Origin of the sequence: Psychrobacter sp. (genome assembly GCF_030454045.1) — a bacterium.
GTDB lineage: Bacteria > Pseudomonadota > Gammaproteobacteria > Pseudomonadales > Moraxellaceae > Psychrobacter.
In genome coordinates this window covers 1-26,234 of the sequence record NZ_JAKDJE010000041.1, presented here as the reverse complement: position 1 = coordinate 26,234, position 26,234 = coordinate 1, and the positions used below count along the sequence as shown (strand labels likewise).

General features: G+C 46.5%; 22 protein-coding genes, 2 pseudogenes and 2 riboswitches. Of the genes and pseudogenes, 11 read left to right on the top strand and 13 right to left on the bottom strand.

All coding sequences use genetic code 11. The annotated features are described in order from the left end of the window. The 4 genes and pseudogenes from L0G63_RS08760 to L0G63_RS08745 form a co-directional block, all read right to left on the bottom strand. A pseudogene (locus L0G63_RS08760) lies at positions 1 to 509 on the bottom strand (hypothetical protein); the annotation flags it as partial. 29 nt (positions 510 to 538) lie between these two features. After that, entirely contained in the window at positions 539 to 1,375 is an 837-nt protein-coding gene (locus L0G63_RS08755) for a hypothetical protein (RefSeq protein WP_301450300.1), read from the bottom strand. 18 nt (positions 1,376 to 1,393) lie between these two features. After that, on the bottom strand, positions 1,394 to 3,052 hold the full coding sequence (gene rtcR, locus L0G63_RS08750) for an RNA repair transcriptional activator RtcR (protein ID WP_301450299.1): 1,659 nt from the start codon (positions 3,050 to 3,052) through the stop codon (positions 1,394 to 1,396). A 33-nt stretch (positions 3,053 to 3,085) separates the two neighbouring features. Then, a complete protein-coding gene (locus tag L0G63_RS08745) occupies positions 3,086 to 3,607 on the bottom strand; it encodes a hypothetical protein (protein WP_301450298.1) in 522 nt (173 codons plus the stop codon). A gap of 473 nt (positions 3,608 to 4,080) precedes the next feature. Between L0G63_RS08745 and L0G63_RS08740 the strand changes: the two genes are divergently transcribed. From L0G63_RS08740 to L0G63_RS08720, 5 genes and pseudogenes are all read left to right on the top strand, one after another. After that, the gene (locus L0G63_RS08740) at positions 4,081 to 5,313 is read left to right on the top strand and encodes an RtcB family protein (RefSeq protein ID WP_301450297.1); all 1,233 of its coding nucleotides are present in this window, start codon (positions 4,081 to 4,083) and stop codon (positions 5,311 to 5,313) included. A 99-nt stretch (positions 5,314 to 5,412) separates the two neighbouring features. Next, positions 5,413 to 5,871 carry a DIP1984 family protein gene (locus L0G63_RS08735; RefSeq protein WP_301450296.1) on the top strand — a complete coding sequence of 153 codons (459 nt, stop codon included), beginning with the start codon at positions 5,413 to 5,415 and terminating at the stop codon, positions 5,869 to 5,871. Between the two features lie 342 nt (positions 5,872 to 6,213). Continuing rightward, complete coding sequence (rtcA, locus tag L0G63_RS08730) at positions 6,214 to 7,317, top strand: RNA 3'-terminal phosphate cyclase (RefSeq protein ID WP_301450295.1); 1,104 nt, start codon at positions 6,214 to 6,216, stop codon at positions 7,315 to 7,317. 121 nt (positions 7,318 to 7,438) lie between these two features. Further along, a pseudogene (locus L0G63_RS08725) lies at positions 7,439 to 9,294 on the top strand (FMN-binding glutamate synthase family protein). 76 nt (positions 9,295 to 9,370) lie between these two features. After that, positions 9,371 to 10,183 (top strand): phosphodiester glycosidase family protein, encoded by an 813-nt coding sequence (locus L0G63_RS08720; protein ID WP_301450294.1) that lies wholly within the window; start codon positions 9,371 to 9,373, stop codon positions 10,181 to 10,183. A 156-nt stretch (positions 10,184 to 10,339) separates the two neighbouring features. Here the strand turns inward: L0G63_RS08720 and L0G63_RS08715 are convergent, their stop codons facing one another. From L0G63_RS08715 to L0G63_RS08700, 4 genes are all read right to left on the bottom strand, one after another. Next, on the bottom strand, positions 10,340 to 11,563 hold the full coding sequence (locus L0G63_RS08715; RefSeq protein WP_301450293.1) for a VWA domain-containing protein: 1,224 nt from the start codon (positions 11,561 to 11,563) through the stop codon (positions 10,340 to 10,342). A 57-nt stretch (positions 11,564 to 11,620) separates the two neighbouring features. Continuing rightward, positions 11,621 to 12,469, bottom strand: coding sequence for a MoxR family ATPase (locus tag L0G63_RS08710; protein ID WP_301450292.1), 849 nt, complete (start codon positions 12,467 to 12,469; stop codon positions 11,621 to 11,623). A 293-nt stretch (positions 12,470 to 12,762) separates the two neighbouring features. Then, positions 12,763 to 13,395 carry a hypothetical protein gene (locus tag L0G63_RS08705; protein ID WP_301450291.1) on the bottom strand — a complete coding sequence of 211 codons (633 nt, stop codon included), beginning with the start codon at positions 13,393 to 13,395 and terminating at the stop codon, positions 12,763 to 12,765. Between the two features lie 230 nt (positions 13,396 to 13,625). After that, entirely contained in the window at positions 13,626 to 13,946 is a 321-nt protein-coding gene (locus tag L0G63_RS08700; protein ID WP_301450290.1) for a YcgL domain-containing protein, read from the bottom strand. Between the two features lie 262 nt (positions 13,947 to 14,208). Further along, positions 14,209 to 14,347, top strand: a riboswitch (glycine riboswitch). Between the two features lie 66 nt (positions 14,348 to 14,413). Further along, positions 14,414 to 14,558: riboswitch (glycine riboswitch) on the top strand. 165 nt (positions 14,559 to 14,723) lie between these two features. Between L0G63_RS08700 and gcvT the strand changes: the two genes are divergently transcribed. From gcvT to gcvP, 4 genes are all read left to right on the top strand, one after another. Further along, on the top strand, positions 14,724 to 15,905 hold the full coding sequence (gene gcvT / locus L0G63_RS08695) for a glycine cleavage system aminomethyltransferase GcvT (protein ID WP_301450289.1): 1,182 nt from the start codon (positions 14,724 to 14,726) through the stop codon (positions 15,903 to 15,905). A 117-nt stretch (positions 15,906 to 16,022) separates the two neighbouring features. Next, the gene (gene gcvH, locus L0G63_RS08690) at positions 16,023 to 16,403 is read left to right on the top strand and encodes a glycine cleavage system protein GcvH (protein ID WP_071001880.1); all 381 of its coding nucleotides are present in this window, start codon (positions 16,023 to 16,025) and stop codon (positions 16,401 to 16,403) included. A gap of 311 nt (positions 16,404 to 16,714) precedes the next feature. Next, positions 16,715 to 17,473, top strand: coding sequence for a nitroreductase family protein (locus L0G63_RS08685; RefSeq protein WP_301450288.1), 759 nt, complete (start codon positions 16,715 to 16,717; stop codon positions 17,471 to 17,473). A gap of 85 nt (positions 17,474 to 17,558) precedes the next feature. Beyond that, positions 17,559 to 20,456, top strand: coding sequence for an aminomethyl-transferring glycine dehydrogenase (gene gcvP, locus L0G63_RS08680; RefSeq protein WP_301450287.1), 2,898 nt, complete (start codon positions 17,559 to 17,561; stop codon positions 20,454 to 20,456). 113 nt (positions 20,457 to 20,569) lie between these two features. Here the strand turns inward: gcvP and L0G63_RS08675 are convergent, their stop codons facing one another. After that, positions 20,570 to 21,055, bottom strand: a complete 486-nt coding sequence (locus L0G63_RS08675) for a hypothetical protein (RefSeq protein WP_301450286.1) — start codon at positions 21,053 to 21,055, stop codon at positions 20,570 to 20,572. Between the two features lie 103 nt (positions 21,056 to 21,158). On the opposite strand from L0G63_RS08675, the gene L0G63_RS08670 reads away from it, so the two are divergent. Beyond that, positions 21,159 to 21,863 carry a triacylglycerol lipase gene (locus tag L0G63_RS08670; RefSeq protein ID WP_301450285.1) on the top strand — a complete coding sequence of 235 codons (705 nt, stop codon included), beginning with the start codon at positions 21,159 to 21,161 and terminating at the stop codon, positions 21,861 to 21,863. Between the two features lie 54 nt (positions 21,864 to 21,917). After that, a complete protein-coding gene (locus L0G63_RS08665; RefSeq protein ID WP_301450284.1) occupies positions 21,918 to 22,076 on the top strand; it encodes a hypothetical protein in 159 nt (52 codons plus the stop codon). Here L0G63_RS08665 and L0G63_RS08660 read toward each other — a convergent pair. The 4 genes from L0G63_RS08660 to L0G63_RS08645 all read right to left on the bottom strand — a co-directional run bounded on the left by L0G63_RS08660 (position 22,069) and on the right by L0G63_RS08645 (position 25,933). Continuing rightward, positions 22,069 to 23,403 carry an HRDC domain-containing protein gene (locus L0G63_RS08660; protein WP_301450283.1) on the bottom strand — a complete coding sequence of 445 codons (1,335 nt, stop codon included), beginning with the start codon at positions 23,401 to 23,403 and terminating at the stop codon, positions 22,069 to 22,071. The two genes, L0G63_RS08665 and L0G63_RS08660, sit on opposite strands and share 8 nt — an antisense overlap. Positions 23,404 to 23,539: 136 nt before the next feature. Further along, positions 23,540 to 24,133: a recombination mediator RecR gene (gene recR, locus L0G63_RS08655; protein WP_301450282.1), complete on the bottom strand. Its 594-nt coding sequence runs from the start codon at positions 24,131 to 24,133 to the stop codon at positions 23,540 to 23,542. A 96-nt stretch (positions 24,134 to 24,229) separates the two neighbouring features. Next, positions 24,230 to 24,559 (bottom strand): YbaB/EbfC family nucleoid-associated protein, encoded by a 330-nt coding sequence (locus L0G63_RS08650; RefSeq protein WP_201543753.1) that lies wholly within the window; start codon positions 24,557 to 24,559, stop codon positions 24,230 to 24,232. Between the two features lie 81 nt (positions 24,560 to 24,640). Further along, entirely contained in the window at positions 24,641 to 25,933 is a 1,293-nt protein-coding gene (locus tag L0G63_RS08645) for an O-succinylhomoserine sulfhydrylase (protein ID WP_301450281.1), read from the bottom strand. Between the last annotated feature and the right edge of the window lie 301 nt (positions 25,934 to 26,234).

The window sequence follows — 26,234 nt, the reverse complement described above, 5'->3', positions numbered from 1 at the left end:
CTGTTTGCTGGTATCATTAATTCCGAGCTTAAACTATGACTTTTGCAAGAGGTCTCTTGTATACTTTGTAGATAGGCACAGCCTTCAGGATAGTTTGGCAAGGTACGCACAGGGAGAAACGAGTAATCATCAAGCGCAATCGTATCACCATGAGCAGAGGTTAAATAACCAGCTGGCAAACGCTCCGCAGATAACCACTCACCCTCTAAATCTTCAGGCTGGCGAGTTACCCAGAATGGGTGATTGCTGGTACATAAGATATAATTGCTACCCTCTTCTCCTCGCGCATCAGCGGTCTCATTAAAATACTCAACTTTAAAGATGCGTTTCTTACTGGGTGATTTAAAGGTGCTGAGTACGGGTTTGTACTCGATATCACCAACCCCACCTTCGGGCTTAGAGAGTACAGGCGTTGATAAAATGAGGTCGCCGACTTTAATATCCTGAATCGGCACTAACCCTTTATCCGTATGAACGAGCGTGCCCGCGACGAAGCCTTTGTTATTCATGAGTTTTCCTTTTTTTATTATTGATATGGTTAGCTATTTAAACTGGCGTCATGTACCCATAGTCCTGCTCGACCAATGAAGTAGGTATGGTGGTCTGCCACCTCAAAGTTATAGACGGTTGCCTGATATAAAATGTGCTCACCTTGCGCGTTGGTCAATTGATTGAACATCCGCATGGTGCCTCCATTATCTTCAATATGTTGGCCCAAATAGCCTTTCTCCTGATAAAAGCTAATGTCATCAACATATCCCATACCCTTATATTCTACTTCGCTGTAGTCTAGCATATGCGCTTCGGCATCTTGTACATAATCATCGTAGTAGTCTTCATGATAATGTTTTTGATACCAGTAATAATTTGGATTGAATTCTAAATTATCATTAGCGACTTGATAGGTAGGTTGCACACGCTCAACGGTATACATTACGCCATCGGTATTCACAGCAATTTCATACTGCTGTAGTTCATCCACACGTTTAAAGTGGGGCTGATCATAGAACTCAATGTCCGCCTTTGGATTCTCCATAGCACCAACGACCCAAACAGGGTGATTGGGCGTCACTAGAAAATGACTAATGGGACTAGCTGCTTGAATTTTTTCATCGACAAGCAGGTAGTTTTGAATATCAAAATTTTCATCACCTGGTTTTAATCTATAAGGTGAAGTATGATTTCTCTCTAAACGCACGATCCATATCGCTTTGTCTTCATGCATAAAGGTCTTGAGCACTGGCTTATACTCTATATCACCACCACCGTCTTCAGGCTTGGAGAGTACTCTATCACCGACTTTAATGTCCTGAATCGGTACTAGACCTTTATCCGTATGAACGAGCGTGCCTGCCACAAATCCTGTGTTATTCATATTCTCTCCTTTTTAACCTTATCCTTTTAACCCATCAAACCTCAGCCCAAACTTTAGCAAATACTTACGCAGTCGGTCGCTGTCATTGTTACTTTTTAGCTGATTTCTGGAGTTGGCATACAGATAGCGCCCTGCCGCCGCTTGGTTTTTATGACGGATACAGACCTCAATCACATACGCGAGCTGCAACGCGTCAAAGGGGTCGAGCGCGTCTTTGTCGTCGCTTGATAGATGGCGGCTCAGCACCGTGTCCGCGTGCGCTTGCTGCTCGGTTAGGCTGGGCGCATACGCCCTATCCGCTTGATGCTGCGCGCTATTGGGTAATGCCCACAGATGCTTAAGGCGGGTGATTTCTGCCTTAACATCGGGCATACGAATCACTTTGCCCTCGCACAATGTCGTTAAGCGCGTCATGCTGGCGCTTAAATCACGAAAGTTGCCCTGCCACGTGGCGTCCGCACTCATGGCAAAAGCTTCATAATACGCGCGTGCGGCAGGCTCAAAGCGGTATTGATACTGCTGCTCACTGCCCAGACGCGCTAGCTCGTAATCAATGTTGGCGGGCAAGTCCTCGATACGGTCTTTTAGCGATGGTAAAAAAAACGTCCACGTATTCAGGCGCGCAAACAAGTCGGCGCGAAACTCCCCATCCGCGACCGCTTGGCGCAAGTCCTTGTTTGTCCCCGCCATCAGCTGAAACGAGACGTCAATTGAGGTGTCGCTACCGAGCGGATAAAAGCGCTGCGCCTCAAGCGCGGTCAAGAGCATCGCCTGCTCATCCAGTCCCAGCTCACCGATTTCATCCAAAAACAGCAAGCCGCCGTCCGCTGATTTGAGCAGACCCTCACGGCTCGATGCTGCGCCCGTAAACGCGCCTTTGACATGACCGAACAGCACGCTCATTGCGGTATCACCGCGCAAGGTGGCGCAGTTGACCTCGACGAACGCGCCGAGTGCCTGTTTGTTGTTGGCTTTGTTTTTCTTGAGCGCGTAGATTTGCGTTGCCAGTTGCGACTTGCCCGCCCCTGTCGCGCCCATCAATAAAATCGGGGCGGTCGAGCGCGTAGCGACCTTTTCAATATCAGCAATCAGCTGTTGATACGCGGCATTTTGAGTGACGAGATTGGCTTGGAGAGTTTGCCAATGCTGGGCTTTTTCTGCCTCAAAACGCGCGCGCAAGCTGTCATAGCGCGACACGTCCAAGTCAATGATTTGGTAGCGCCCTTGTGGGTCGTATTGGTCAGGCTTGGGACACGGCGAGGTCTGAATAAAATCGGCAGGCAAAAACCCTGCCTCAACCAGCAAAAACCAGCAAATCTGCGCCACATGCGTGCCCGTGGTCAGATGCAGCAGATAGTCCGTGTCTTCACGAAAGGCGAAGCCTGTGACAAAGTCATACAGCTCAGCATAGACATCGGCAAAATCCCATGGACTCGCCAGCGTCACCCGATGCCCAATGACTTTGGTATGGGCGCTGACCTGCGCCACATCAGCAACGATGACGTTAAACAGTCGCTTGTCGCGCTTGCTATAGAGGATATACAGCTCATCGACCAGTAGGTCATCTTGCAAGCCCAAACTGACGGTCGGACGCCAGCGCTGCCAACGCTTGTCATTAAAGCCATTGTCCAAGGTCGTACCGAGAAAGCCGATAACGGCGGTTTTTTTACGCTGCACTTTATTAACCTCTATTTATCACACCTTTTCTAATCAGTTACCAATTTGCATTAATTGCTTACTGTCCAATTGGTCTTCTATCTGATCTTCATTGATATGGTTATACCCCAACCCAATCGAACATTCAGGCAGCCCCACTACTTCGACCAACTTTTCGTGCGCTTCAATAGCAAATACGAAATCTTGCATCAGTACCTCAAGTAGCGCCTCTTTATTCACCTCATCAAATGCCTCAGATAAGGAATCAACCATCACACGAGCTTGCTCTTCCTTTTGCTGTCCCTGCGGTTCATCTGCTTCTTCGTCCATATCTGGCAGCTCGTCACCATATTCAGCATACATTTCTTCAAAGCTCATGCCGCAGCTATAATCTGCTATGAGCTTGCCTTTATTACACAATATGGTAAGCAGCAAATCATCATCATGATTAAGCACGCCCAATGCGCTACAGTCCAGCTCAGATGTCAGCATTAGCAGCATCTCGTAGACGTGTGCTATATCTTGAGTATCACATTGCGCTTCATAAATAACACATTGCTGTTCACTGATTGGCATCACGTAGGCGCTAGCAGCCTTACTCTTTAGATATTTAACCGCATCTTTGGCAGCAGTGTACTGTACAAAACACTTTGTAACAAAGAACTATTGTTTAATTAGAAAATAAAGCATTCTAACCAAATCTTAAAATTCTATAAACGTCAGAATAGAATAAAAACTATATTTATAGAATAAATTATAACTTTATTTACCTGATTAAAGTTTATTATTCTATAAAAAAAGAATTTAAAATATTTTTTATCATTTAATATCAAATACTTATAAAAATAAAAACCACCTTTGCCAAAAGCTGGCACACCTTTAGCAACCTATAAAGTACAGACAACCGCACTACTACCAACAACGTAGCGAGCGTCAAAGATATTTTTTGAAGCCTCTGTCGGCGTGACCGCAGCACGCGAGAAAAATAGCTTTGAGTCGAGCGTTTCTATGTGACGGATTGTTTACTAATATAAAGCTAAGGAGACACTATGCAGCCTATCAATCACAATATCATTCAAGACGGTGGTACCCCTATCCGCCTATGGACCAAAGGCGTGCCTGTCGACCCAAAAGCCCACGACCAGCTGATTAAAGCCTCACAGATGCCCTTTATTTATAAGTGGCTCGCGGTTATGCCTGATGTGCATGTCGGTATTGGCGCGACCATCGGGACGGTGCTGCCGACCAAAGAAGCGATTATCCCTGCGGCAGTCGGCGTGGATATCGGCTGTGGCATGATGGCGGTGCAGACCACGCTGACCGCAGATGATTTGCCCGACAATTTGCACGGACTGCGCACAGAGCTGGAAAAAGCCATTCCGCATGGTCGCAGCAAGACACGCGGTCGCGTTTCGCGTCGTGATGTGGGCGCATGGGCAAACCCTGATGACACCGTGATGAATGGCTGGGGTACGCTGGTCGATGATTTTAATTATCTGACCCAAAAGCATCCCAAACTAAAAAACACCAACAACCTTAAGCACTTGGGAACACTGGGAACAGGCAATCACTTTGTCGAGGTGTGCCTTGATGAGACCAATCAAGTGTGGATTATGCTGCATTCAGGCTCACGCGGCGTAGGCAATGCCATCGGGCGCTACTTTATTGAGCTGGCGCGTGAGGACATGCGTAAATGGTTTATCAACCTGCCTGATAAAGATTTGGCGTACTTTGCTGAGGGGACTGAGCACTTTGATGATTATTGGTTTGCGGTTGGCTGGGCGCAGCGCTTTGCCTTTAAAAACCGCGAAATCATGATGGAAAAAGCCATCCAAGCACTACGCACCATCGTGCCTAAGCCCTTTGATGCTGCGGTCAAAGCGGTCAACTGTCATCACAACTATGTGGCAAAAGAAGAGCACTACGGCGAGGAAGTCTTTGTCACACGTAAAGGTGCGGTGCGTGCGCGCGTCGGCGAATACGGCATCATCCCAGGCTCCATGGGCGCAAAATCCTTTATCGTCAAAGGTAAAGGCAATGAAGAATCCTTTTGCTCTTGCTCGCATGGTGCAGGTCGCGTGATGTCACGCACGGAGGCGAAAAAAGTCTTTACTATTGATGACCAAGTCGCCCAAACCCAAGGCGTAGAATGTCGTAAAGATGCCGACGTGATTGACGAAATCCCAGCGGCGTATAAGAACATTGAAGACGTGATGAGCGCACAAAGCGACTTGGTGGAAGTGGTACATACTTTGCGGCAAGTGGTGTGTGTGAAGGGGTGAGCAGCGTTACTTTATAATGTGTATAGCCACTTAAGGACAATATTGATAAACCACTATGTCTAAGCTACAATTAAAGAAAATAAAATAAGGACAAAAACAATGAAACTCGCAGAAGCCCTACTTATCCGCAGTGATATGCAAAAAAAATTGGCGCAAATCAAAGGACGCATTCGCAATAATGTCAAAGTCCAAGACGGCGATACGCCAAGCGAAGACCCCAATCAGCTATTGATGGACGCCAGCCAGCTGATTACGGAGCTGTCCGCGCTTATCGCTCGTATTCAGCGCACCAACGCGGTGGCGATGACGGACAACAATCAATCGATGCTGGCGCTGCTCGTTGAGCGCGATACCCTTGAGATGCGCCACAAGCTGTTGACCGAATCGATAGCGGCGACCGAAACTGAGGTCGACCGCTACAGCCCGCGCGAGATTAAATGGCAAGTGATGGTGTCGGTCGGTGCATTGCAAAAGCAAGCGGACGATATCGCCATGAAGCTGCGTCAGCTTAACATTGTCATTCAAGCCAACAACTGGCAAATTGACCTTGTGGACTAGGCACTTACCTAGCTTATTAAACTTTTTTAGTTTTGTCTGTCTGATAATGGACAGACCACCCTTTTGGAACCGACTGGGCGAGTGTCAGACCCCGCGACCCACAGCAGGGGGTTGAAAATATACTGTCGTGGCTGCTACGCGTTGTGGGCAGGCGCATTTTTTACCATTTATGCCCCGCACATGGCACATGGCACAATGCACCATTTAGACCTTAGCACCAGACACTGACAGTCGGTTTCAATCTTATTTTAAATGCAACCCGAAAAGTATTGGGAAGCATTTTATTATGCCCATTAAAAACATCATCAATCAATAGTCATACAAATCATAAAGATATTTATCATGCCAGCATCAACACATAAAACCCTAAAAATCGACGGCAGTACAGGCGAAGGCGGCGGTCAGATTATCCGTACCGCGCTATCGTTATCGATGCTTACAGGCACACCGATTGAAATCACCAATATTCGTGCTGGACGCGCCAAGTCTGGGCTGATGCGCCAGCATTTGATGTGTGTACAAGCATCACAGCAGATAGCAAATGCGGTAGTAACAGGCGCGCATTTGGGCAGTATGGCGTTCACCTTTACGCCAAGCACCGTGCAAGCGGACGATTATACCTTTGATATCGGTTCCGCAGGCAGCACCAGCCTTGTGTTGCAAACACTGCTACCTGCCCTGCTCTTTGCCAATACTGACTCAAGCAACAAGTCCACCGTTACCATCATAGGCGGCACGCACAATCCGTTAGCGCCAACCACCGATTTTTTGCAGCACGCCTTTGTGCCGCTACTTGCCAAGCTCGGGATGCAGGTGGATATTGAATGCTTGCAAGCGGGCTTTGCCCCTATCGGCGGCGGCGCGATTAAAGCAACTATTGCGCCATTTGTGCGCCGTGCTAATGCTTCACGATTAGACCTCACGGAACGGGGTAACCTTAGTCGCATAGAACTGGTCGCAAGCGTGCTCAATCTAGAATACGATATTTGCAAACGCGAGCTTGCCAGTGCCAAGGCCGCGTTGATTGAAGCGGGTATGGATGAGGCGCTTATTACAACGCGCGGTAATAAATTATACGGCATTGGTGAAGGCAATACCTGCTATGCAAAAGTCACTCATGGGACTAGTGACATGCAAAATCATAAAGAATATCACTCTGAAATATTTACGTTACTAGGAGAAAAGCGCAGCTCAGCAGAAAAGATAGGTGGTCGTTTGTCAGGCTTAGTAAAGCGTTATCTATATGACACCGATGCGCTGATTGATGAATATCTAACCGATCAACTGCTATTACCGTTAGCCTTATCAGGTGGTGGCCACTTTACGGCACGTATGATTAGCGAGCACAGCAAAACCCAAGCATGGCTCATTGAGCAGTTTTTACCCGTCGCGATCACCTTTGATGCTACAGAGCATGAGCAAATATTAGTCAGAATCACCTGCTAAAATTTGCCAGCATTAGTATATTGTTACCCAATGATACCGACGTCATGGCCGCATCGGTGTATGATGTACGCGACAAATTTGAGCGTCTTATCTATATTTACAATGACTATTGAGCCTTGCTATGCCTGAATCTCGTACCAATCTACACCCTGAACCCAAAACCAGCTCGCCGTATTTTGTCGGGTTGCTGCTGCGCTATAGCACGCTAGGTGCAGCCATTTGTCTATTATTAGCCGGATTGCTGCTGATGCACGGTTGGCTAATTGTGATTGGCGGTTTTGGCGTAGGACTCGGTATTTATGATCTGATTCAGTCCAAGCATTCAGTGCTAAAAAACTACCCAATAGCAGGACATATACGCTACGTACTAGAGGATTTTCGTCCTGAGATTCGTCAGTATTTGCTGGAAGATGACAAGGAACAAGTACCATTTTCGCGCCAGCAGCGCGCACTGGTGTATCAGCTTCGCGCCAGCAGCGCGCACTGGTGTATCAGCGTGCCAAGAACGTCAGTGACACCAATGCGTTTGGTACGCTAGACAATCTTTATACTCATGGTAAAGAATGGTTTTTGCAATCCGCCATTAGCCAGCCGTTAGAAAACAAAGACTTTCGTATCACTGTTGGCGGCGAGCGTTGTAAGCAGCCGCATGATATGTCGGTATTTAACATCTCCGCGATGAGTTTTGGCAGTCTGTCCGCAAACGCCATTATGGCACTCAATCAAGGCGCAAAAATAGGCGGATTTACGCATGATACGGGCGAAGGTGCTATCAGCCCTTATCATCGTAAGTTCGGTGGTGATCTGATCTGGGAGTTGGGTACAGGGTATTTTGGCTGCCGTGATGCCGAAGGCAATTTTGACCCACAGTCTTTCGCCGAAAAAGCCATCGATCCACAAGTCAAAATGATCGAGATCAAGCTGTCGCAAGGTGCCAAACCGGGTAAAGGCGGCGTGTTGCCATCGAGCAAAATCACTCAAGAGATTGCAGATACTCGCCAAGTGCCGACGGGTCAAGACTGTATTTCGCCCGCTTCGCACACCGCGTTTAGTACACCGCGTGAGCTTGTCACCTTTTGGCAGCAGCTACGTGAGCTATCTGGTGGCAAGCCTGTTGGCTTTAAGCTATGCGTGGGGCAGCCTTGGCAGTTTATGGCGATTGTCAAAGCCATGATAGAGACGGACAACTATCCTGATTTTATTGTTATTGATGGTGCCGAAGGCGGTACAGGCGCGGCGCCTGTTGAGTTTATGGACAATGTCGGCATGCCGATGGTCGAAGGATTTTTGCTCGTCCACAATACTTTGGTCGGTGCAGGCATTCGTGACAAGATCAGACTTGGCGTCAGTGGCAAGATCGTCTCAGGGTTTGATATTGCGCGGATGATTGCGCTAGGTGCCGATTGGTGTAACTCGGCTCGTGGCTTTATGTTTGCGGTTGGCTGTATTCAGTCGCGCTCTTGTCATACCAATACTTGTCCGACAGGCGTCGCTACCCAAGACCCTTACCGTCAAAAGGCCCTCGATGTGCCTAGTAAAGCGAAACGGGTGGCAAGTTTTCACAAAAACACGCTAAAATCATTGGCCAGTATCGTCGGCGCGGTGGGCTTACAGCATCCGAGTCAGCTGCAACCTTATCATATCGCCCGCCGTCTAGATGACGGGCAGATTAAGCTGCTATCTAAGTTTTTTTACTTTACGGATAAGGGCGCATTACTTGATAATAGCGCGCGTGCGGATATTTTCAATCAGATGTGGGTGATGGCCAATCCTGATAGTTTCTTAGCCAATAATGATGCGCTTATTGCTTATAACAAAGACTCTCGTGATAAAGGTAAAGAGACTGGCGCACCAACCGAACATCGCGCTGGATACAGCTCCCCCTACAGCACAGATCATGCGATCACAACCGATGGCGGGCAGCTCATCGGTAATGTCAATAATACCTTCCGTGACTATCCGCCCAGTAGCAACTAAAAGCGAGTACCCAAGATTTATATATGAAGCAGTAGCAAATAAACCATAAATACCCTCTGTAAAAGACGTGTGATTGATGCCAACCTCCATTTTTACCTTATTATTATCATTGATAGTGCTGGCGCTAAATCTTAGCGCTTGCCAGCAGACCAATACTGAGACTATCAATAGCGACACAGACAGCTGGTCATGTCAGACACAGGACACGCCGTTCGCTTATAGCGTGTGCCGCGTGGATACGAATGCATTAGCAAGCGCGCGCTATTCACTCCAGCTATTTTGGCAGTCCGCCAACGACAGCCAGCCGCTCCTAACTTTTGATACGTTATTATCCACTTTACCAAAGTCTCAGACCCTAAACTTTGCCATGAACGCAGGAATGTACAACGAAAACTATGCACCGATTGGCTATAGCGTTATCAAAGGCAAAGAAGTCAAATCGCTCAATCTAAAAGAAGGTGGTGGCAATTTTCATTTATTGCCAAATGGTGTTATGTGGTGGGACAAAGCTGGTCACGTACAAATCACCGAAAGCCATGCCTTAGATGAACAGATAAACAATGGCAACGCACAGCCTTGGTATGCGACACAGTCAGGCCCTATGCTGGTCATCAATGACGAGATACATCCGCAGTTTAATCCTGATAGTACCTCCATCAAGCTGCGTAATGGGGCCGGCGTTTGTGACGATGGCAGCATACAATTTGTCAATACAGACGTACCTGTGACGTTTTATCAGCTTGCCACCTTATTTAAAGACGAGCTGGGCTGTCCAAACGCGCTGTTTTTGGATGGCGGCATCGCCTCAGCCATGTACGCACCCAGCATCGATAAGCACGATAAAAAGGAGATGGGCGTGATGGTTGGACTGGTTGAGAACAAGGACTAGTATGCATCCTTACCATGACGTTTATCACTACTATGCCTTCTCAAAATTGGCACTACTTAACATAAAAAAGCATTTAAATTAACATAAAAAAGCACTTAAAACGATCACATCGTCTTAAGTGCTTTTTTCATATTACTCGTCCAATGTAGACTAATACTACCGCGCCATGTATTGGGTCATCTCCTCGACACCGTGCAACGTCATCGGATACATCTTATTGTCAAACAGTTTTTTAATCTCAACGATGGTTTGCGTGTACTGCCAATAGCTTGGCGTTTCAGGATTGAGCCACGCCACTTTGTCAAAATGATCCAGCACACGCTTTAGCCAGACGATACCTGCTTCATTGTTCATATACTCGACGCTACCGCCCACCGTCATCAGCTCATACGGCGACATCGATGCATCACCGACGAAGATGACGCGATACTCGCGCCCATATTTATTGAGTAGCTCATACGTTGGCATCGGTGCGCTGTGCCGACGATTATTGTCCTTCCACACATAGTCATACAGGCAGTTATGAAAATAAAAAAACTCTAATGTTTTAAACTCGTTCTTTGCCGCCGAAAACAGCTTTTCAAGCGCCTCGACATGGACATCCATACTGCCGCCCACATCAAACAACATCAGTACTTTGACACGGTTACGGCGCTCCGCTTGCATATGAATATCAAGCACACCCTTTTTGGCGGTGCGTTTGATGGTCTCATGAATATCAAGCTCATCGGCACTGCCTGTACGTGCAAACTGGCGCAGATTTCTTAGTGCCATTTGGATTTGGCGCGTACCGAGTTGATTGTCGTCATCGAGGTTACGATATTTGCGTTGCTCCCAGACTTTGACGGCACTGCGCTTACGTGACTCGCCGCCGACACGTATGCCTTCTGGGTGATCGCCATAGGCACCAAACGGTGAGGTGCCGCCTGTACCCACCCATTTACTGCCGCCTTGGTGACGCGCTTTTTGCTCTTTTAGGCGCTCCTCTAACGCTTTCATTAGCTCCTCAAGCGAGCCGTATTTTTTGAGCAGACGCCTTTGCTCTTCGGTTAAGTTTTTTGGATCAAGCTTGAGATCCAGCCATTCTTTAGGCACATCCGTCAGCTTAGCCAGCAGCGCATCCATATCGAGGCTATCTACGCCCTCAAAATAATCCGCCATTGCCCGATCAAATTTGTCAAAATGGCGCTCGTCTTTGACCATGCACAGCCGAATCAGCCGATACATATCCTCACGGCTCGCAAAAGTCGCCAGTGCTGGATCTTCAGGATGCGGCTGCATCATCAGGCCCTTATCTAACGCGGCATTGAGATCAAGCAGCTCACGCGTGCTGACTGGCACGCCATAAGTACGCAAGGTGTAGAATAATTTTATGAACATAAGAGAGGCACCACTTATTGACGTAAAATAAAAAGAGCAACCGACAGCCAGATACGTTTAACGACGCATCATGTTGGCAAAACGCTGCAATAAATTCACATCGGCTTCGTTTTTGAGCAGCGCACCATATAATGGCGGGATAGATTTTTCACCGCGTAAGTTTTCTTCTAGCTCATCCTGCGCCATGTCATCAGCGAGTAATAAGGTCAACCAATCGACCAACTCAGATGTGGATGGTGGCTTTTTCAACCCTTGAATGTTACGCAGTTTATAGAACACATCCAGCGCGTCATTGACCAGTTTCTCTTGAATATCGGGGAAATGCACCGCAATGATTTGGCGCATGGTTTGCTCTTCTGGGAAATCAATATAATGGAAAAAACAGCGGCGCAAAAACGCATCGGGCAGCTCTTTTTCATTGTTTGAGGTGATAATCACCACAGGACGCTGCGCGGCGGTGATGGTCTCGCCCGTCTCATACACATAAAACGACATCTTATCGAGCTCATGCAGCAAATCATTGGGGAACTCGATATCGGCTTTATCAATCTCATCGATGAGTAGCACGCTGCGCTCGGTGCTGGTAAAGGCCTCCCACAGCTTGCCAGGTTTGATGTAATTGCCAATTTCATACACCTTGTCATCGCCCAACTGCGAGTCACGCAGGCGCGATACCGCATCGTATTCATAGAGCCCTTGCTCCGCTTTAGTCGTTGACTTAATGTGCCATGTGATGAGCGGCATCCCTAAGCTCTCAGCCACCTCTTCGGCAAGTAAGGTTTTGCCTGTACCCGGCTCCCCTTTAATCAGGAGTGGTTTTTGTAGCGTCATGGCGGCATTGACTGCCAGTTGTAAGTCGTCTGTGGCGATATAGCTTTGGGTGCCCGTAAAGGTTTGCTTGCTCATAATTAGGTCTCGATTGTTGTTATGATGAATGGTTATAAATAAACAGAACTAAAAATATGATGATGAATAAGTGATAAATCAGATTAGCACAGTCTGAGGCATTGCCAAAATACTCATGCGTTCGCCTTTGTGAGCAATGGTTGGGTGCCTCTCATAATTCTCAATAATTCATAAGTTGCCAGACGATTTGGCACAAAAAAAAGACACGCATGGGTGTCTTTTTTTATCATTACTCGATTACTTTACTGGCTCGCCTGCTTAGTTATTACACCGTACAAACAGACTTCAGCGTTTTAGCGATTGTCAGCATCAGTATTCTTAGACAAGCCATTCTGTTTTTTTAAGTCAACATGACTTTTAGTATTACTGCTCTCAGGCTTAGCGGCTAGGGCCGTATCATCAGACTGCTCAGTCAACGTGGCACCGTCTGCCAAATAACTGCCCGTCGTAAGCTGCATTGTCGCTTGCGTGTCCTCTGCCGTACGGCTACGAGCTTTTTCTAGGCTGGATGCAAATGCACCGCGTATCAGTTGCCACACAAAGCCAATGAACAAGCCCACCACCAGCACAACCAATATAGGCAGCATATTGGCAATTGCACCGGCAAAGTCCTTCATCATGACCGCATAAACGACGCTGATACTGGCGGGCGCAAGCTCGCTTGCATCACCAAGCGCCGTACCAGGCGCTAACAATACAGCGAACAATATCATCCAACTCATACCGCCCAGTGGTTTTGGCAGTATGCGAGCGACTAGCAACCATAACACCAACACCAAAATAGAGCCACCAAGATACGCATACATTGGCAGATCAGCGGACGGTACATCTTTCACCATTTGGCCCCACCAAATAGCAATCTCACCGAGAATGTCACTAATAGATTCTAATGGTAAGCTGTGCAAAATATTTTTTAACCAATCCATACGTATTTCACTACCTGCGTTTATCACCGTTGACACGTTATGTGCCTAGCAGTGTATGGTGCGTTCTGTCGTACCAAAATAAGATCAAATACAGTATCGATATGCACATCACGTACGTGCATATCTGTATTTTTTATGTAGATATCGTAGGGTATCAGTTTATCACGACTTCCTACCCAAATGCATGCATACACATTATAGATGCTGTCTAATCACAGCGTAGAGATTATCTAGTCGTAAATACCGTCTTGCGCTTCACGAGCACGTAGCTCTGCTTGGCGACGCATGACATCTTGCGGCGGCATCTGCACAAAATAGCCTTGAGACGCTAGCTTTGCTAACACTTCTGCTTTATCGACACGCGCCAGAGTGGGCGTCGTTGCCAGATCTAGGTGCATGACAAACTTGCTACGGCCCAACCCTGCACGAAAGTCCTTTGGTAGCACCCCAAGCCAATCTTTGATCTCATCGGTATCATCAGGATATTCAGGACGAGCAATGTAGACATACATGTCGTCATGTTTGGGAAATTTATAAATATCGCAATGCATAAAAACCACCTATCAGAAACTATGGTCGTAGGTTAGCATATTTCAGGCAAACACCAGTAGTCGCTTTGCGTGTTGCTATCGTAATTTTTGCGCCCATACATCATTTTATTGATTCTCAAAACGGCTGATAGAGATAAAAAAAACACCATCTTGCTAAGCGTCTTTGGTGAGCAAATGTCCTAGTGAGCAAACATTTTTGCCAAATTCATTTGTTTTAATGGCGGTGATGACTTGTAAAAGCGCTCTGAACCTTTCATAATAAAAGCGTTTTTCAGGAGAGAGTCTGTCGGCACAGTTTTTGTATCAAACCCTATTAGTGATACAAGCTATCAGCGGCCATACGACCACCGAAGGCGCATCCACCCTGCCAATCGCTCAGGTAAAAGGACTGAAAAACACATGTCACTGTTGTTTGGTAGTGTTTGCTAGCATCATGCTCATAGCGCTCTACTTTATCAAACGTCAGACATAACAAATCTGGAGAGTGGTAAGTACGGACGACGTCTTACCCACCGAAGGGGAGAAAATACGCTATCATTCATTGAAGCTTTATATAATTGCTCACAAATGAGGCGTGTTGAAAATCTCAGGTCACAGGACAGATAGGGCTTTAGCTTAAACCGACGTTCAGCGTCTGTTTGGCCTACGTCTTTATCTTTGCTTTCTGTGTCACCCTTTGATGTAATATTGCGCCTTGCAATATTGCTTCTCGCTACTTTTACGTTGCACACCACTCTACTCTGCCGAGTACGACTGATGTACACATAAGGATTTGTTATGACTGATACCCACTCTCAAGACTCTAGCAGCACTCAAACCCCTAAGCGCACCCCTTTTTACCAGTCTCATCTTGATAGTGAGGGCAAATTGGTCGATTTTTCTGGTTGGGAATTGCCAATTCATTACGGTTCACAAATCGAAGAGCACGAAGCGGTACGGACAGATGCCGGTATGTTTGATGTCTCACATATGGTTGTCACAGATATTAAAGGCGCAGATACTAAAGCATGGCTACAAAAACTACTCGCAAATGATGTCAACAAACTCACTACCGCTGGTAAAGCGCTGTACTCTGGCATGCTCAATGAGCAAGGCGGCGTCATCGATGATTTGATCGTCTATCTGATGAATTCTGATGAAACTGAGTACCGTATCGTCTCCAATGCAGCCACTCGTGACAAAGACTTAGCACAGTTTAACAAAGTCGCCGACGGTTTTGATATTACGATTACCGAGCGTCCTGAGCTTGCCATGCTCGCCGTGCAAGGTCCAAATGCTATTGAGAAACTGGCTCAAGCCAAACCAAACTGGGCAGATACCTTAGCAGCACTAAAACCTTTCGTTGGTGCTGACTTGACCGATATCGAAGGCACCGATTGGTTTGTGGCTCGTACTGGCTATACTGGTGAAGATGGCGTCGAAGTCATTATGCATGCCGATGATGCCCCTGCTTTTTTTGAGCAGCTAAAAGCAAATGGCATCAAACCTGCCGGTCTTGGCGCACGTGATACCTTGCGTATGGAAGCGGGCATGAACCTTTACGGTCATGACATGGACGAGACCATCAGCCCTTATGAGTGCAACATGGGTTGGACGCTTGCGCTTAAAGACGACCGTGCCTTTGTCGGTCGTGACGCTTTGGTCAGCAAACGCAAGCAGGCAAAAGAAGACAACACCGCTATGAAGCAAGTAGGTCTGCTATTGACCACGCGCGGCGTATTACGTGAAGGCATGACGGTGACTATCAATCAGGGCACTGACAATGAGCAAACTGGCATTATCACCAGCGGTACATTCTCCCCTAGCCTAAAAAACTCCATCGCGATTGCTCGCGTGCCTGCCAGCTTATCAGAAGATGATAACGTACAGGTCGATCTGCGCGGCAAAGGTAAATTCGTCGATGTACGCGTATTAAAGCTGCCTTTTGTCCGTAACGGCAAGCAACAGTTTGACTCGTAGGTCTTATAAATCTTATTATTAGAGCGCGTTGTCGTTTTAGACATAATGATAAAAACGACGACACGCCCAGCCTCCATTATTTTTGTTAATTAACCTCTATCATTTAGGAGAGAGACCATGAGCAACATCCCAGCAGAGCTAAAATATATTGCGAGTCACGAGTGGCTGCGCTTAGAAGACGACGGTACGATCACTGTTGGTATCACTGACCATGCGCAAGACCTATTGGGTGATGTGGTATTCGTTGAGCTACCAGAAGTGGGCGATATTATCGCTGTTGATGACGAAATCTCAGTTGTTGAATCAGTAAAAGCCGCCTCTGACGTATACGCGCCTATCTCAGGCGAAGTCATCGCTATCAACGAAGCACTAGAAGATGATCCTGAAATCATCAACTCTGATCCATATGGTGAAGGCTGGTTCTTTAAAGTGAAGCCTGACAACATCGCTGACTATGAAGCACTGATGACCGCTGACGAGTACGAAAGCGAATTATAATAACCGCCTCTGTATAGCAGAAAGACAGTAGCCAAACCGAAATAGCAGCCAAACTTGTAGATACTGGCAAAAGCGGGTATCTACATCTCCTATTTGATACCCCTTTCTTATCAGCAGGGTTGATTCATAGATGACGCCTTTGATAACAAAGCAGCTTTATATATAGACCACCAAAAACCATTATCGTCCGATGTTATTGCTCTCAAGCGTTATCTCATTGACTCGTATTGATCACCTATTCGAATTCCAATGAATACGTACTATCAATAACGACGCAAACTGATAACCCAATTCTCAGCATGGATCCTAATATGAATGCCAACACCGATAATAAAGACCCCATCGCCACACCAAACCATACACCGCAGCTACAAGCCTTTCGCGATATCGTAGAATCACGCCGTTCCGTGCGCCGTTTTACTGACACGCCCATCCCTGACGACGTACTGGCAGACTGTCTGCGTTTGGCCATGCTAGCACCAAACTCTAGCAACCTACAGCCGTGGGAGTTTTATGTTATCGATGATGCTGACAATCGCAAACGCGCCATCAAAAACTGTATGAACCAAAACGCGGCAAAAACATCGGCGCGCTTAATCGCTATCGTTGCTCGCACCGACATCTGGCATGAGCATGCTCAGCAAATATTGCGCGAATACCCTGATCAGCCAGTCCCTAAGAAAGTGAAAGACTACTATAACAAAGTCGTTACGATGGACTTTTTGCGCGGCCCTGCCAATGTGATATCCGCTGCCAAATGGGGCGCCACTCAAGTCGTCAGACGCGTCAAAGGCCCTCTCAAATCGCCTTACTATACCTTTGAAGACACCAAAAACTGGGCAACCAATAACACCGCCCTTGCCGCCGAGAACCTAATGTTGGCACTACGTGCTCATGGTTTTGATAGCTGTCCTATGGGCGGCTTTGATGAGCCTGCCATGAAAGCGTTGCTCAATCTTAGCGACGACCATCATATCGTTATGATGATTGGCGCAGGCGAGCGTGCTGACAATGGCATTTACAACACCCAATTCCGCTTTGATCAAAAACAGTTTGTGCATTACGTATAACGTACCGCTCATAGTGTTTCCTTAACTGCTCACAATGTTTTCTTAATTGCTATTTTGTTTATTACTCCCTTAACCAAGGATTGTCATGACTATCTCTCAAAACCCATCGTTTGATACCTTTCAAGGATTGTTCAACGAAGCTGAATTTGTCTATCGCCACTTAGGTTCGAACGAAACCAAGCAAGCTGACCTACTCAGCGCTGTTGGTTATAAAGATATGCAAAGCTTTATCAATGACACTGTGCCTGAGCCGGTACGTTTGCACAAAGCGTTAGACTTGCCTGTCGCGATGAGTGAGCATGCGGCACTTGCCAAACTACGCACGATGGCAGATGACATCACCGTCAATAAGAGCTATATCGGTCAAGGCTACTCTCCTGTTCGTATGCCTGCCGTCATTCAGCGCAACGTCCTTGAAAATCCAGGCTGGTATACCGCTTATACGCCTTACCAAGCAGAAATCGCTCAAGGTCGTTTGGAGGCATTGCTGAACTTCCAACAAGTATGTATCGATTTGACTGGTCTTGAGTTAGCTGGTGCATCATTGCTGGATGAAGCAACGGCAGCGGCTGAAGCGATGGCGATGTCAAAGCGTGTGAGTAAAAGCAAATCAACACAGTATTTCGTCGATGAGCGTGTCTATCCACAAACGCTAGATGTCATCAATACTCGTGCTAAATACTTTGGTTGGGAAGTGGTCGTTGGTGATTTTGAAACCGCTAAATCTGGCGACTATTTCGGCGCGCTATTCCAGTATGTTGGCGTAGAAGGCGACGTTAAAGACTTAACAGACGTCATCGCGGCCGTAAAAGAAAACAAGACTTACGTCAGTGTCGTCAGTGACATCATGAGCTTGGTGTTATTAAAATCACCAGCCGATATGGGTGCGGACGTAGCGCTAGGTAGTACTCAGCGTTTCGGTATTCCAATGGGCTTTGGTGGCCCACATGCCGCTTATTTTGCGTTCTCTGATAAAGCAAAACGCTCAGCGCCTGGTCGTATCATTGGCGTATCTAAAGACGCACAAGGCAATACCGCATTACGTATGGCGCTACAGACGCGTGAGCAGCATATCCGCCGCGAAAAAGCCAACTCAAACATCTGTACCTCACAAGTATTGCTCGCCAATCTCGCTGGTATGTATGCCGTCTATCATGGTCCAAGTGGCGTGAAGCGTATTGCGACTCGTATCCATGCGTTTGCGACCGCCTTTGCTGATGCCATCACAGCAGCGAATGACAGCAGCTTAAGCGTGGTACACGATCAATTCTTCGATACAGTCGTGGTTGATTGTGGTTCAGAGAAATTGGCTACGCAAATCTTTAAAAATGCAGACAACGTTGGCTACAACTTATGGCGTCTAAGCGACACCAAATTGAGCGTTGCCTTTAGTGAAACTAGCGATCAGCAAGATTTCAAAATCTTGACTCAGCTATTCGTCAACAAGTCACACGATCTACCTGAAACCGCTCGTATCTCACTTGACAGCGCGCATCTGCGTACAGATGATATCTTGTCACATCCAGTATTTAACTCGCATCATACCGAGCATGAAATGCTGCGTTATCTAAAGTCGCTTGAAGACAAAGATCTAGCGATGAATCGCAGCATGATTTCACTGGGCAGCTGCACCATGAAGCTCAACGCCACCAGTGAAATGCTACCAATCACTTGGCCTGAGTTTGCCAATGTGCATCCATTCGCACCGCGTGACCAAGTCACAGGCTACATTGCAATGATTGATAGCTTACAAGATCAACTCAAAGCCATTACTGGTTTTGATGATGTGTCGATGCAGCCAAACTCTGGTGCCTCTGGTGAGTATGCTGGTCTGCTAGCGATTCGCCGTTATCACGCGTCGCTAGGAGAGAACGATCGCGATGTGTGCCTCATTCCAATGTCAGCACACGGCACCAACCCTGCTACTGCCATGATGATGGGTATGAAAGTCGTCGTGGTCAAAACAGACGAAAAAGGCAACGTTGATATTGAGGATTTAACCGCCAAGTGTGAAGAGCACAGCGAGCGTTTAGGCGCTTTAATGATTACGTACCCATCGACTCATGGCGTGTTTGAAGAAGGCATCCGTCATATCTGTGATTTGACTCACAAGCACGGTGGTCAGGTCTATATGGATGGCGCCAACATGAATGCTCAGGTAGGCATGATGCAGCCTGCAGACGTTGGGGCTGATGTACTACATATGAACCTGCACAAAACCTTCTGTATCCCGCATGGCGGCGGCGGTCCAGGTATGGGTCCTATCGGTATGAAGGCGCATTTGGCACCATTCATGGCAAACCATACGCTAAGCCCTGTGCATAACGCGCAAAAAGACTGCTCAGCGGTATCGGCTGCGCCTTATGGTTCAGCGAGCATCTTGCCAATCTCATGGATGTACATTGCCATGATGGGCCGTGATGGTCTGCTAAAAGCAACCGAGCTTGCCCTGCTAAACGCTAACTATGTAGCCGCCCAGCTAAAAGACCACTACCCTGTATTATATACAGGTAAAAACGGCCGCGTGGCTCACGAATGTATCATCGATATTCGTCCGTTAAAAGATGAAACTGGCATCACTGAAAGCGATATTGCTAAGCGCTTGATGGATTACGGTTTTCACTCACCAACGATGAGCTTCCCAGTCGCAGGCACGCTGATGATTGAGCCCACAGAGTCTGAGTCTGTCGAGGAGTTGGATCGTTTTATCAGTGCGCTGAAATCTATCAAAGCTGAAGCGATGAAAGCAAAAGCGGGCGAAGACAACTGGACGCTAGAAGACAACCCATTGGTCAATGCACCGCATACGGCTGCTATGATTACTAATGAAGAATGGACGCATCCATACAGCCGTGAGATTGCTGCGTTCCCACTGCCTTACATCCGTGCAAACAAGTTTTGGCCAAGTGTGGCGCGCGTCGATGATGCGTACGGTGACAAGAACCTTATGTGCTCTTGTCCAAGTATCGAAAACTATATGTAATTATCGTTTTCGATAACTGCTCGTTTATTTTATAAAAAACCGCCAAATCAGTCGCTGATTTGGCGGTTTTGTTTTATGCGTGCATTGTTAAATTTTGACACTATCAATGAGACTTAACCGCCCAACCATCCTTTATTCAAGCCACAGTCTATCCAGTTAACTTTTATCTGATCTGTAATATTAGCATTGGGATAAGTAAAAGCCGCACCACCAAGATAAAGCTCATCGCCAATCTTATAAGGCTTTCCTTCAAATAGTAATACTTCCTGAGCGTCATCCCATGAAAAAGACGTATCCGCTAATACTAGCAGAAGACTATTATCTTTTGTCGGCACCTCGTCACTATCCCTAGTCAAAGCAAGGCAGTTATTGATAACTGTCAAATATCCCGCTGTCATCGCTGTAAATCGACCATTATATTTAGTTGGTGACCAAGTAGCAATTTGCAGAGGTGTCTTAGCTGGCATAGGTTCGTTTACTACTATCATTTCTGCCATCTCTATCTGAACAATTGGTAGTTTCTCCGCTCTATAAGTGGTACAACCTGACAGCGAAAAAATAGCTAACATTGAAATTGATAAACTTAGATAATTTGACAACCCTTACCCCTAAAGCGCTAATATAAGATGTCTGTCTATCCGCTCATTTTTATAAACAAGCGTCGATAAAAAATCTTATAATGCTACTCATTTGGATATTGTTATGCAACAAAAAGACATGGCACAAAAAGCGCCTAAACGAAAAAACCTTGTGATTTTGATACATGGTCTACATCAAACGACTTGGATGATGCGTCCATTAGCGAAGCGTTTACAAGCGCAAGGTTTTGCCACCCATCAATACAGTTATCGCAGCATGCGCGACAGTATCAAAACCAACAGCCAGCGACTACATGAGTGGCTGAGTTCCAACCACAATCCCGATCAGCCAATAGATTTGGTCGGTCATAGCTTGGGTGGATTGATTATTCGTGATTTTTTGGCCAATTATCCCAAATGGCAAATTGGACGCTGCGTCACACTTGGCACGCCGCATGTGGGGAGTGTTTGCGCCGATTATGTGTGGCGTCTGAGTCCTTTGATTGTAGGACGATCTTATATCGATGCCCTCGATGGTACAGCGACGTCCTGTCCTGAACATATCCATCTAGGCGTGATTGCAGGCGATAAACCGCGCGGCTTAGGACAACCTTTTTTGCAATATCATAATCGCAAACTGAATAAAGAAGGCGAATCAGCAGTGGCAGAAAACTGTGCTCATGATGGCACTGTCTACGTCAGCGAAACACGATTAGAGTGCGCCAACGACCATATCGTACTGCCTGTAACCCATACAGGCATGCTGGTCGACAAAGAAGTGGCCCGGCAAGTGATTTACTTTTTAGAAAACGGTGAGTTTGAACACTAGAGCATATTTTTAATACCTAAAATGCCCTAGATGACGGCGAATAATGGAATAGATATGACTGAGCAAAAGTATAAGCAAGATTGTCAAAACGGCCATTTATCGATAGAGAAAAAATTGATACTGCCATTGATTGATTTAAAAAAAATTGATTTAAAAAACAAGCAATGTGAAATTAGACGTCAATTTTTTGAGTTGGTTGTATTTGCTATCTAATACCCATCCCTTGCTGCAATTCAGTTTTATGCTTGCTGATCACAGGAATCAACGTCTGGACGACCCAGTCATTGCGCCAGCCTTTTAACCCTTGTGGTAATTTGCTGAAATCTTTATCAAGAGCAATGACTTCATATAGCTGTCCTAGCCATTTTTTGCGCATTAAAACGCTGCTAGGCACGCCGATAGCCCTAGCGTGATCATCAATCGCTTGCTGCACTGCTTTTGACAAGATTTTGTTTTTTGAGCGATATGGCGGCACTAAACAAGCTGGATGCTCGGCAGGTGGTAGGCTTTTGGCTTCTCTTATTATCTTAAGCAGCTCTTCACCATAGAGACGCAGCATACTACGGTGCATCGTCGTTTTGTGCGCCAGCTCACGCATGCTGTTTGGTTTTTCAATGACGATCTCGCGTACCGCTTGCTTTTTAATGATAAACGTACGTGGCTGGTTGGTCGCACGTGCCAGCTCTTCTCGCCACGTCGCAATCCCTTTGAGTATCGCCATTTGCTGTGAGTTATAACGATAATCTGCCATCGTCAGATACATCGCTTCATCTTCGATGTGCTGCAAGTCATACAAATCACTGGCATAAAGCTGACAGTCAGCCCAGACGTAATCGTATAGGCCTTGTGCCTTAAGCGCATGTTCGATACTGAGATACAGCGCTGGCAAATAACGCACATCATCGATGGCATATTGCTCTTGCTCGTCTGTCAACGGGCGCTGGAGCCAATCAGACTGACTATGCTCTTTATCGATATGCATATCTAGCTGATCTGCCAATGCCTGCTGATAGCCCATTTGTAATTGACCGGTTAAATAAGACAACGCAATTTGCGTATCAAAAATATTGATCAATGGCGGACAACCAGATAGCAGATAAAAAATGCCTAAATCTTCGCCGCAAGCATGCCAGATAGCCACATCGACTTTACGTAGTGCGTCCCACAGCTCAGACAGTTGCAACTCAGGCGCATCTAGTAAATATACGTGATTACCCGTATTTAACTGTACGAGTGCCAAACGCGGATAGTAAGTGTCGCGCTTGATAAACTCAGTATCTAGTGCGACGCGGCCACAAGTTGCCAAGGCATTGATCACCTCAGCCAATTGGTGCTGCTCGCGCACCCATGTGACATCAACAGCATCAGCGACATCCAACAGTGCATCGATATCAATTGCCTCAACATCCAGTGCATCGTCATTTGAGTCCGAAGGTGTCGTCACTGATGTCATCTCAGTATCAGATGCTTTTTGTGATGAGTTATCAGTAATCTCAGAAAGGTTTGATTCGACTGAAGCGTTTGAAACGTTGTTGGACACGGGCAGATACCTGCATAAATAGGAGAAAATAAAACGCGATACTGCGTCTTAATAAAATTAGAAAGGAGAACAATAATAAAGCAATTATAACAATTTCACGAAATGAAATGGGTAAGACTTTAATGCAAGCAAAACCTTATAAAAAAGAGCGGTTTTGCATGGCTTGACCCAGCGTCATACTATCTAGATACTCAAGCTCGCCGCCCATCGGTACCCCTTGTGCCAAACGTGTGACTTTATTGACATGACGACTGACGGCCTCGCTAATAAAATGTGCGGTGGTCTGCCCTTCAACCGTCGTACCTGTCGCCAGTATAATCTCTTCAACAGGCTCTTGTTTGACTCGCCATACCAGCTGATCGATATTTAAATCGTCAGCACTGATACCATCAATCGGGGATAAATGTCCGCCAAGCACAAAGTAGCGACCACGATAGCCTGCGGTTTGCTCGATTGCCATGACATCTGCTGCTGTCTCAACCACGCATAGCAAACTGTCATCACGTCTTGGGTCTTGACACAGTGGACAGATGTCATGGTCACTTAAACTGTGACAGCGCTGACATTCCACGATATCACGCATGGCCTCATCAAGCGCTTGGGCCAGCGCCACCCCTTGCGGACGTTTTTTACTCAGCAAATGCAATGCCATTCGTTGGGCGCTTTTTTGACCAACGCCTGGCAAAATACGCAGCTGTTTGACCAGCTGATCAAATTTGGCGGTAAGCAAAGTTACTTCCTTTATCTAAAAACCGTAGCTATAAAAATGGGGTCGTATCGTGTCGATAACAACCCCATTTTGTCTTCAATATGAAATATTTACTGCTTAAAACATACCTTGCATTCCTGGTGGCAGACCCATACCTGAGGTCGCGCCAGCCATCGTTTCTTCGTATAGCTCATCCGCTTGACGCACCGCATCATTAATAGCCGCAGCAATCAAATCTTCGATCATATCAGGCTCGTCTTCTAGCAAGCTTGGGTCAATGGTCAGACGCTTGACCACATGGCGACCGGTCATAGTGACTTTGACCAGACCACTGCCTGCTTCAGCGTGTACTTCTTTGTTCGCCAGCTCTTTTTTGGCGTTTTCAACATTTGCTTCTACTTTCTTTTGCATCGTTTGTGCTTGTTGCATCAATGCTTGAATATTCATAATTGCCTCTTTGTCTTATAATAATAAATTGGGATAATTTAAAGTTTAAAATAAAATACTGACGGCATTATACCGCTATCTTTACAAGCTGTCTAAACCACGCGCCAAATCTTTGATAATATCTTCGACATCTTCTAAACCGACTGATAGACGAATCAGACCGTCTTTAACGCCAGCTTCGGCACGAGCCTCAGGGGTGAGACGGAAATGCGTGGTCGTCGCAGGATGCGTAATCGTGGTTTTAGCATCGCCTAAGTTGTTGGTGATAGAGACCATTTGAGTCGAATCAATCACATGCCAAGCCGCTTCTTTTGTATCGCGGCTGTCAGATGCTTTGACTTCAAAACCCATGATAGCACCGTAACCGGCTTTCATATGATGCTGGCGGGTGGCGAGCTCGTGTGCAGGATGGTCACTTAGGCCAGAGAAATGCACCGTACTAACGTTAGGATGATTGACCAAAAATTCTGCGACTTGATTGGCATTGTTACAATGCGCTTGCATTCGGAGTTTTAGCGTTTCAAGCCCCTTGGTAAATACCCAAGCATTAAAAGGACTCATGCTGATACCGCCTGAGCGTACCACCGTAAACGCTTCTTGCATGAGTTTGTCACTACCAACCAACGCCCCGCCTAATACGCGACCCTGACCGTCTAAGTACTTGGTCGCAGAATGAATAACCACGTCTGCACCCAAATCTAGAGGGCGCTGCAATGCTGGCGTGGCAAAGCAGTTATCAACGACCAGTAGTATGTCATTGGCTTTGCACAGCTCGCTCAAATAACCGATATCGCAAATCTGCGCGAGTGGGTTACTTGGGCTTTCACAATAGATCACCTTGGTATTGGGTTGAACGGCATTGGCCCATGCCTCATTGTCAAAGCAATCGACATAGCTAACTTCGACGCCAAATTTGGCCATATAGTTGTTAAATAGACCGATAGAAGAGCCAAATAACTGATTGGCAGCGAGCAGATGGTCGCCCGCTTTTAGATATGCCAAGCACATGGTCAGGATTGCACCCATACCAGAGGCCGTTGCAACCGCACGTTCACCGTTTTCTAGCGCGGCAAGACGACGCTCAAAAGTACGTACACTTGGATTGGTATGACGCGAGTAGACGTTGCCTGTCTTTGTACCGTCAAAATGTTCCGCAGCATCAGCGGCTGATTGATAAACATAAGAGCTGGTCGTAAAAATCGGCTCTGAATGCTCGCCCTCGTCGGTACGGTGTTGACCTGCCCGCACAGCAATCGTCTGCATACCGTAATCTAATCCTAAATCTAAGGCATCGTTACGCCAGTTTGGATCTAACCCATCGTTTGAGTTTTTTTGGTTCAAATTATTCTCATCTTTCGTTTGCGACTGACTCATAGACGTTCCGTTGCTTTGTTTTGGTTGGTATAAAAGGACTGCTTATTTTTTTGATTATTAAGCAAATTCATCAGCGTTATCATAACATGCCGACTTATTCCACACATCTGGTTTCAGATAACATCTAGTTATTAATTTTGCCTATTAAAATAACTGGATGTTCAATATGACAGCCATTATGCAGACTTAACCGACAATAAATCACGATAAAATCAATCGTCAAACCTAACAAAAATAACGTATTTATAATAGGGGCTGTATAGAATTGAGAAAACATTGAAAAAAATAAGCAACACCTTAC

Bases quoted from the DNA above. Each gene is read 5' to 3' on its own strand.
- L0G63_RS08740 (WP_301450297.1), top strand. From the start codon at position 4,081: ATGCAGCCTATCAATCACAATATCATTCAAGACGGTGGTACCCCTATC.
- L0G63_RS08645 (WP_301450281.1), bottom strand. From the start codon at position 25,933: ATGAGTCAGTCGCAAACGAAAGATGAGAATAATTTGAACCAAAAAAAC.
- L0G63_RS08670 (WP_301450285.1), top strand. From the start codon at position 21,159: ATGCAACAAAAAGACATGGCACAAAAAGCGCCTAAACGAAAAAACCTT.
- gcvP (WP_301450287.1), top strand. From the start codon at position 17,559: ATGACTATCTCTCAAAACCCATCGTTTGATACCTTTCAAGGATTGTTC.
- L0G63_RS08685 (WP_301450288.1), top strand. From the start codon at position 16,715: ATGAATGCCAACACCGATAATAAAGACCCCATCGCCACACCAAACCAT.
- L0G63_RS08650 (WP_201543753.1), bottom strand. From the start codon at position 24,559: ATGAATATTCAAGCATTGATGCAACAAGCACAAACGATGCAAAAGAAA.
- L0G63_RS08735 (WP_301450296.1), top strand. From the start codon at position 5,413: ATGAAACTCGCAGAAGCCCTACTTATCCGCAGTGATATGCAAAAAAAA.
- gcvH (WP_071001880.1), top strand. From the start codon at position 16,023: ATGAGCAACATCCCAGCAGAGCTAAAATATATTGCGAGTCACGAGTGG.
- gcvT (WP_301450289.1), top strand. From the start codon at position 14,724: ATGACTGATACCCACTCTCAAGACTCTAGCAGCACTCAAACCCCTAAG.
- L0G63_RS08705 (WP_301450291.1), bottom strand. From the start codon at position 13,395: ATGGATTGGTTAAAAAATATTTTGCACAGCTTACCATTAGAATCTATT.
- rtcA (WP_301450295.1), top strand. From the start codon at position 6,214: ATGCCAGCATCAACACATAAAACCCTAAAAATCGACGGCAGTACAGGC.
- L0G63_RS08665 (WP_301450284.1), top strand. From the start codon at position 21,918: ATGACTGAGCAAAAGTATAAGCAAGATTGTCAAAACGGCCATTTATCG.
- L0G63_RS08720 (WP_301450294.1), top strand. From the start codon at position 9,371: ATGCCAACCTCCATTTTTACCTTATTATTATCATTGATAGTGCTGGCG.
- L0G63_RS08715 (WP_301450293.1), bottom strand. From the start codon at position 11,563: ATGTTCATAAAATTATTCTACACCTTGCGTACTTATGGCGTGCCAGTC.
- L0G63_RS08710 (WP_301450292.1), bottom strand. From the start codon at position 12,469: ATGAGCAAGCAAACCTTTACGGGCACCCAAAGCTATATCGCCACAGAC.
- L0G63_RS08755 (WP_301450300.1), bottom strand. From the start codon at position 1,375: ATGAATAACACAGGATTTGTGGCAGGCACGCTCGTTCATACGGATAAA.
- L0G63_RS08745 (WP_301450298.1), bottom strand. From the start codon at position 3,607: ATGCCAATCAGTGAACAGCAATGTGTTATTTATGAAGCGCAATGTGAT.
- L0G63_RS08700 (WP_301450290.1), bottom strand. From the start codon at position 13,946: ATGCATTGCGATATTTATAAATTTCCCAAACATGACGACATGTATGTC.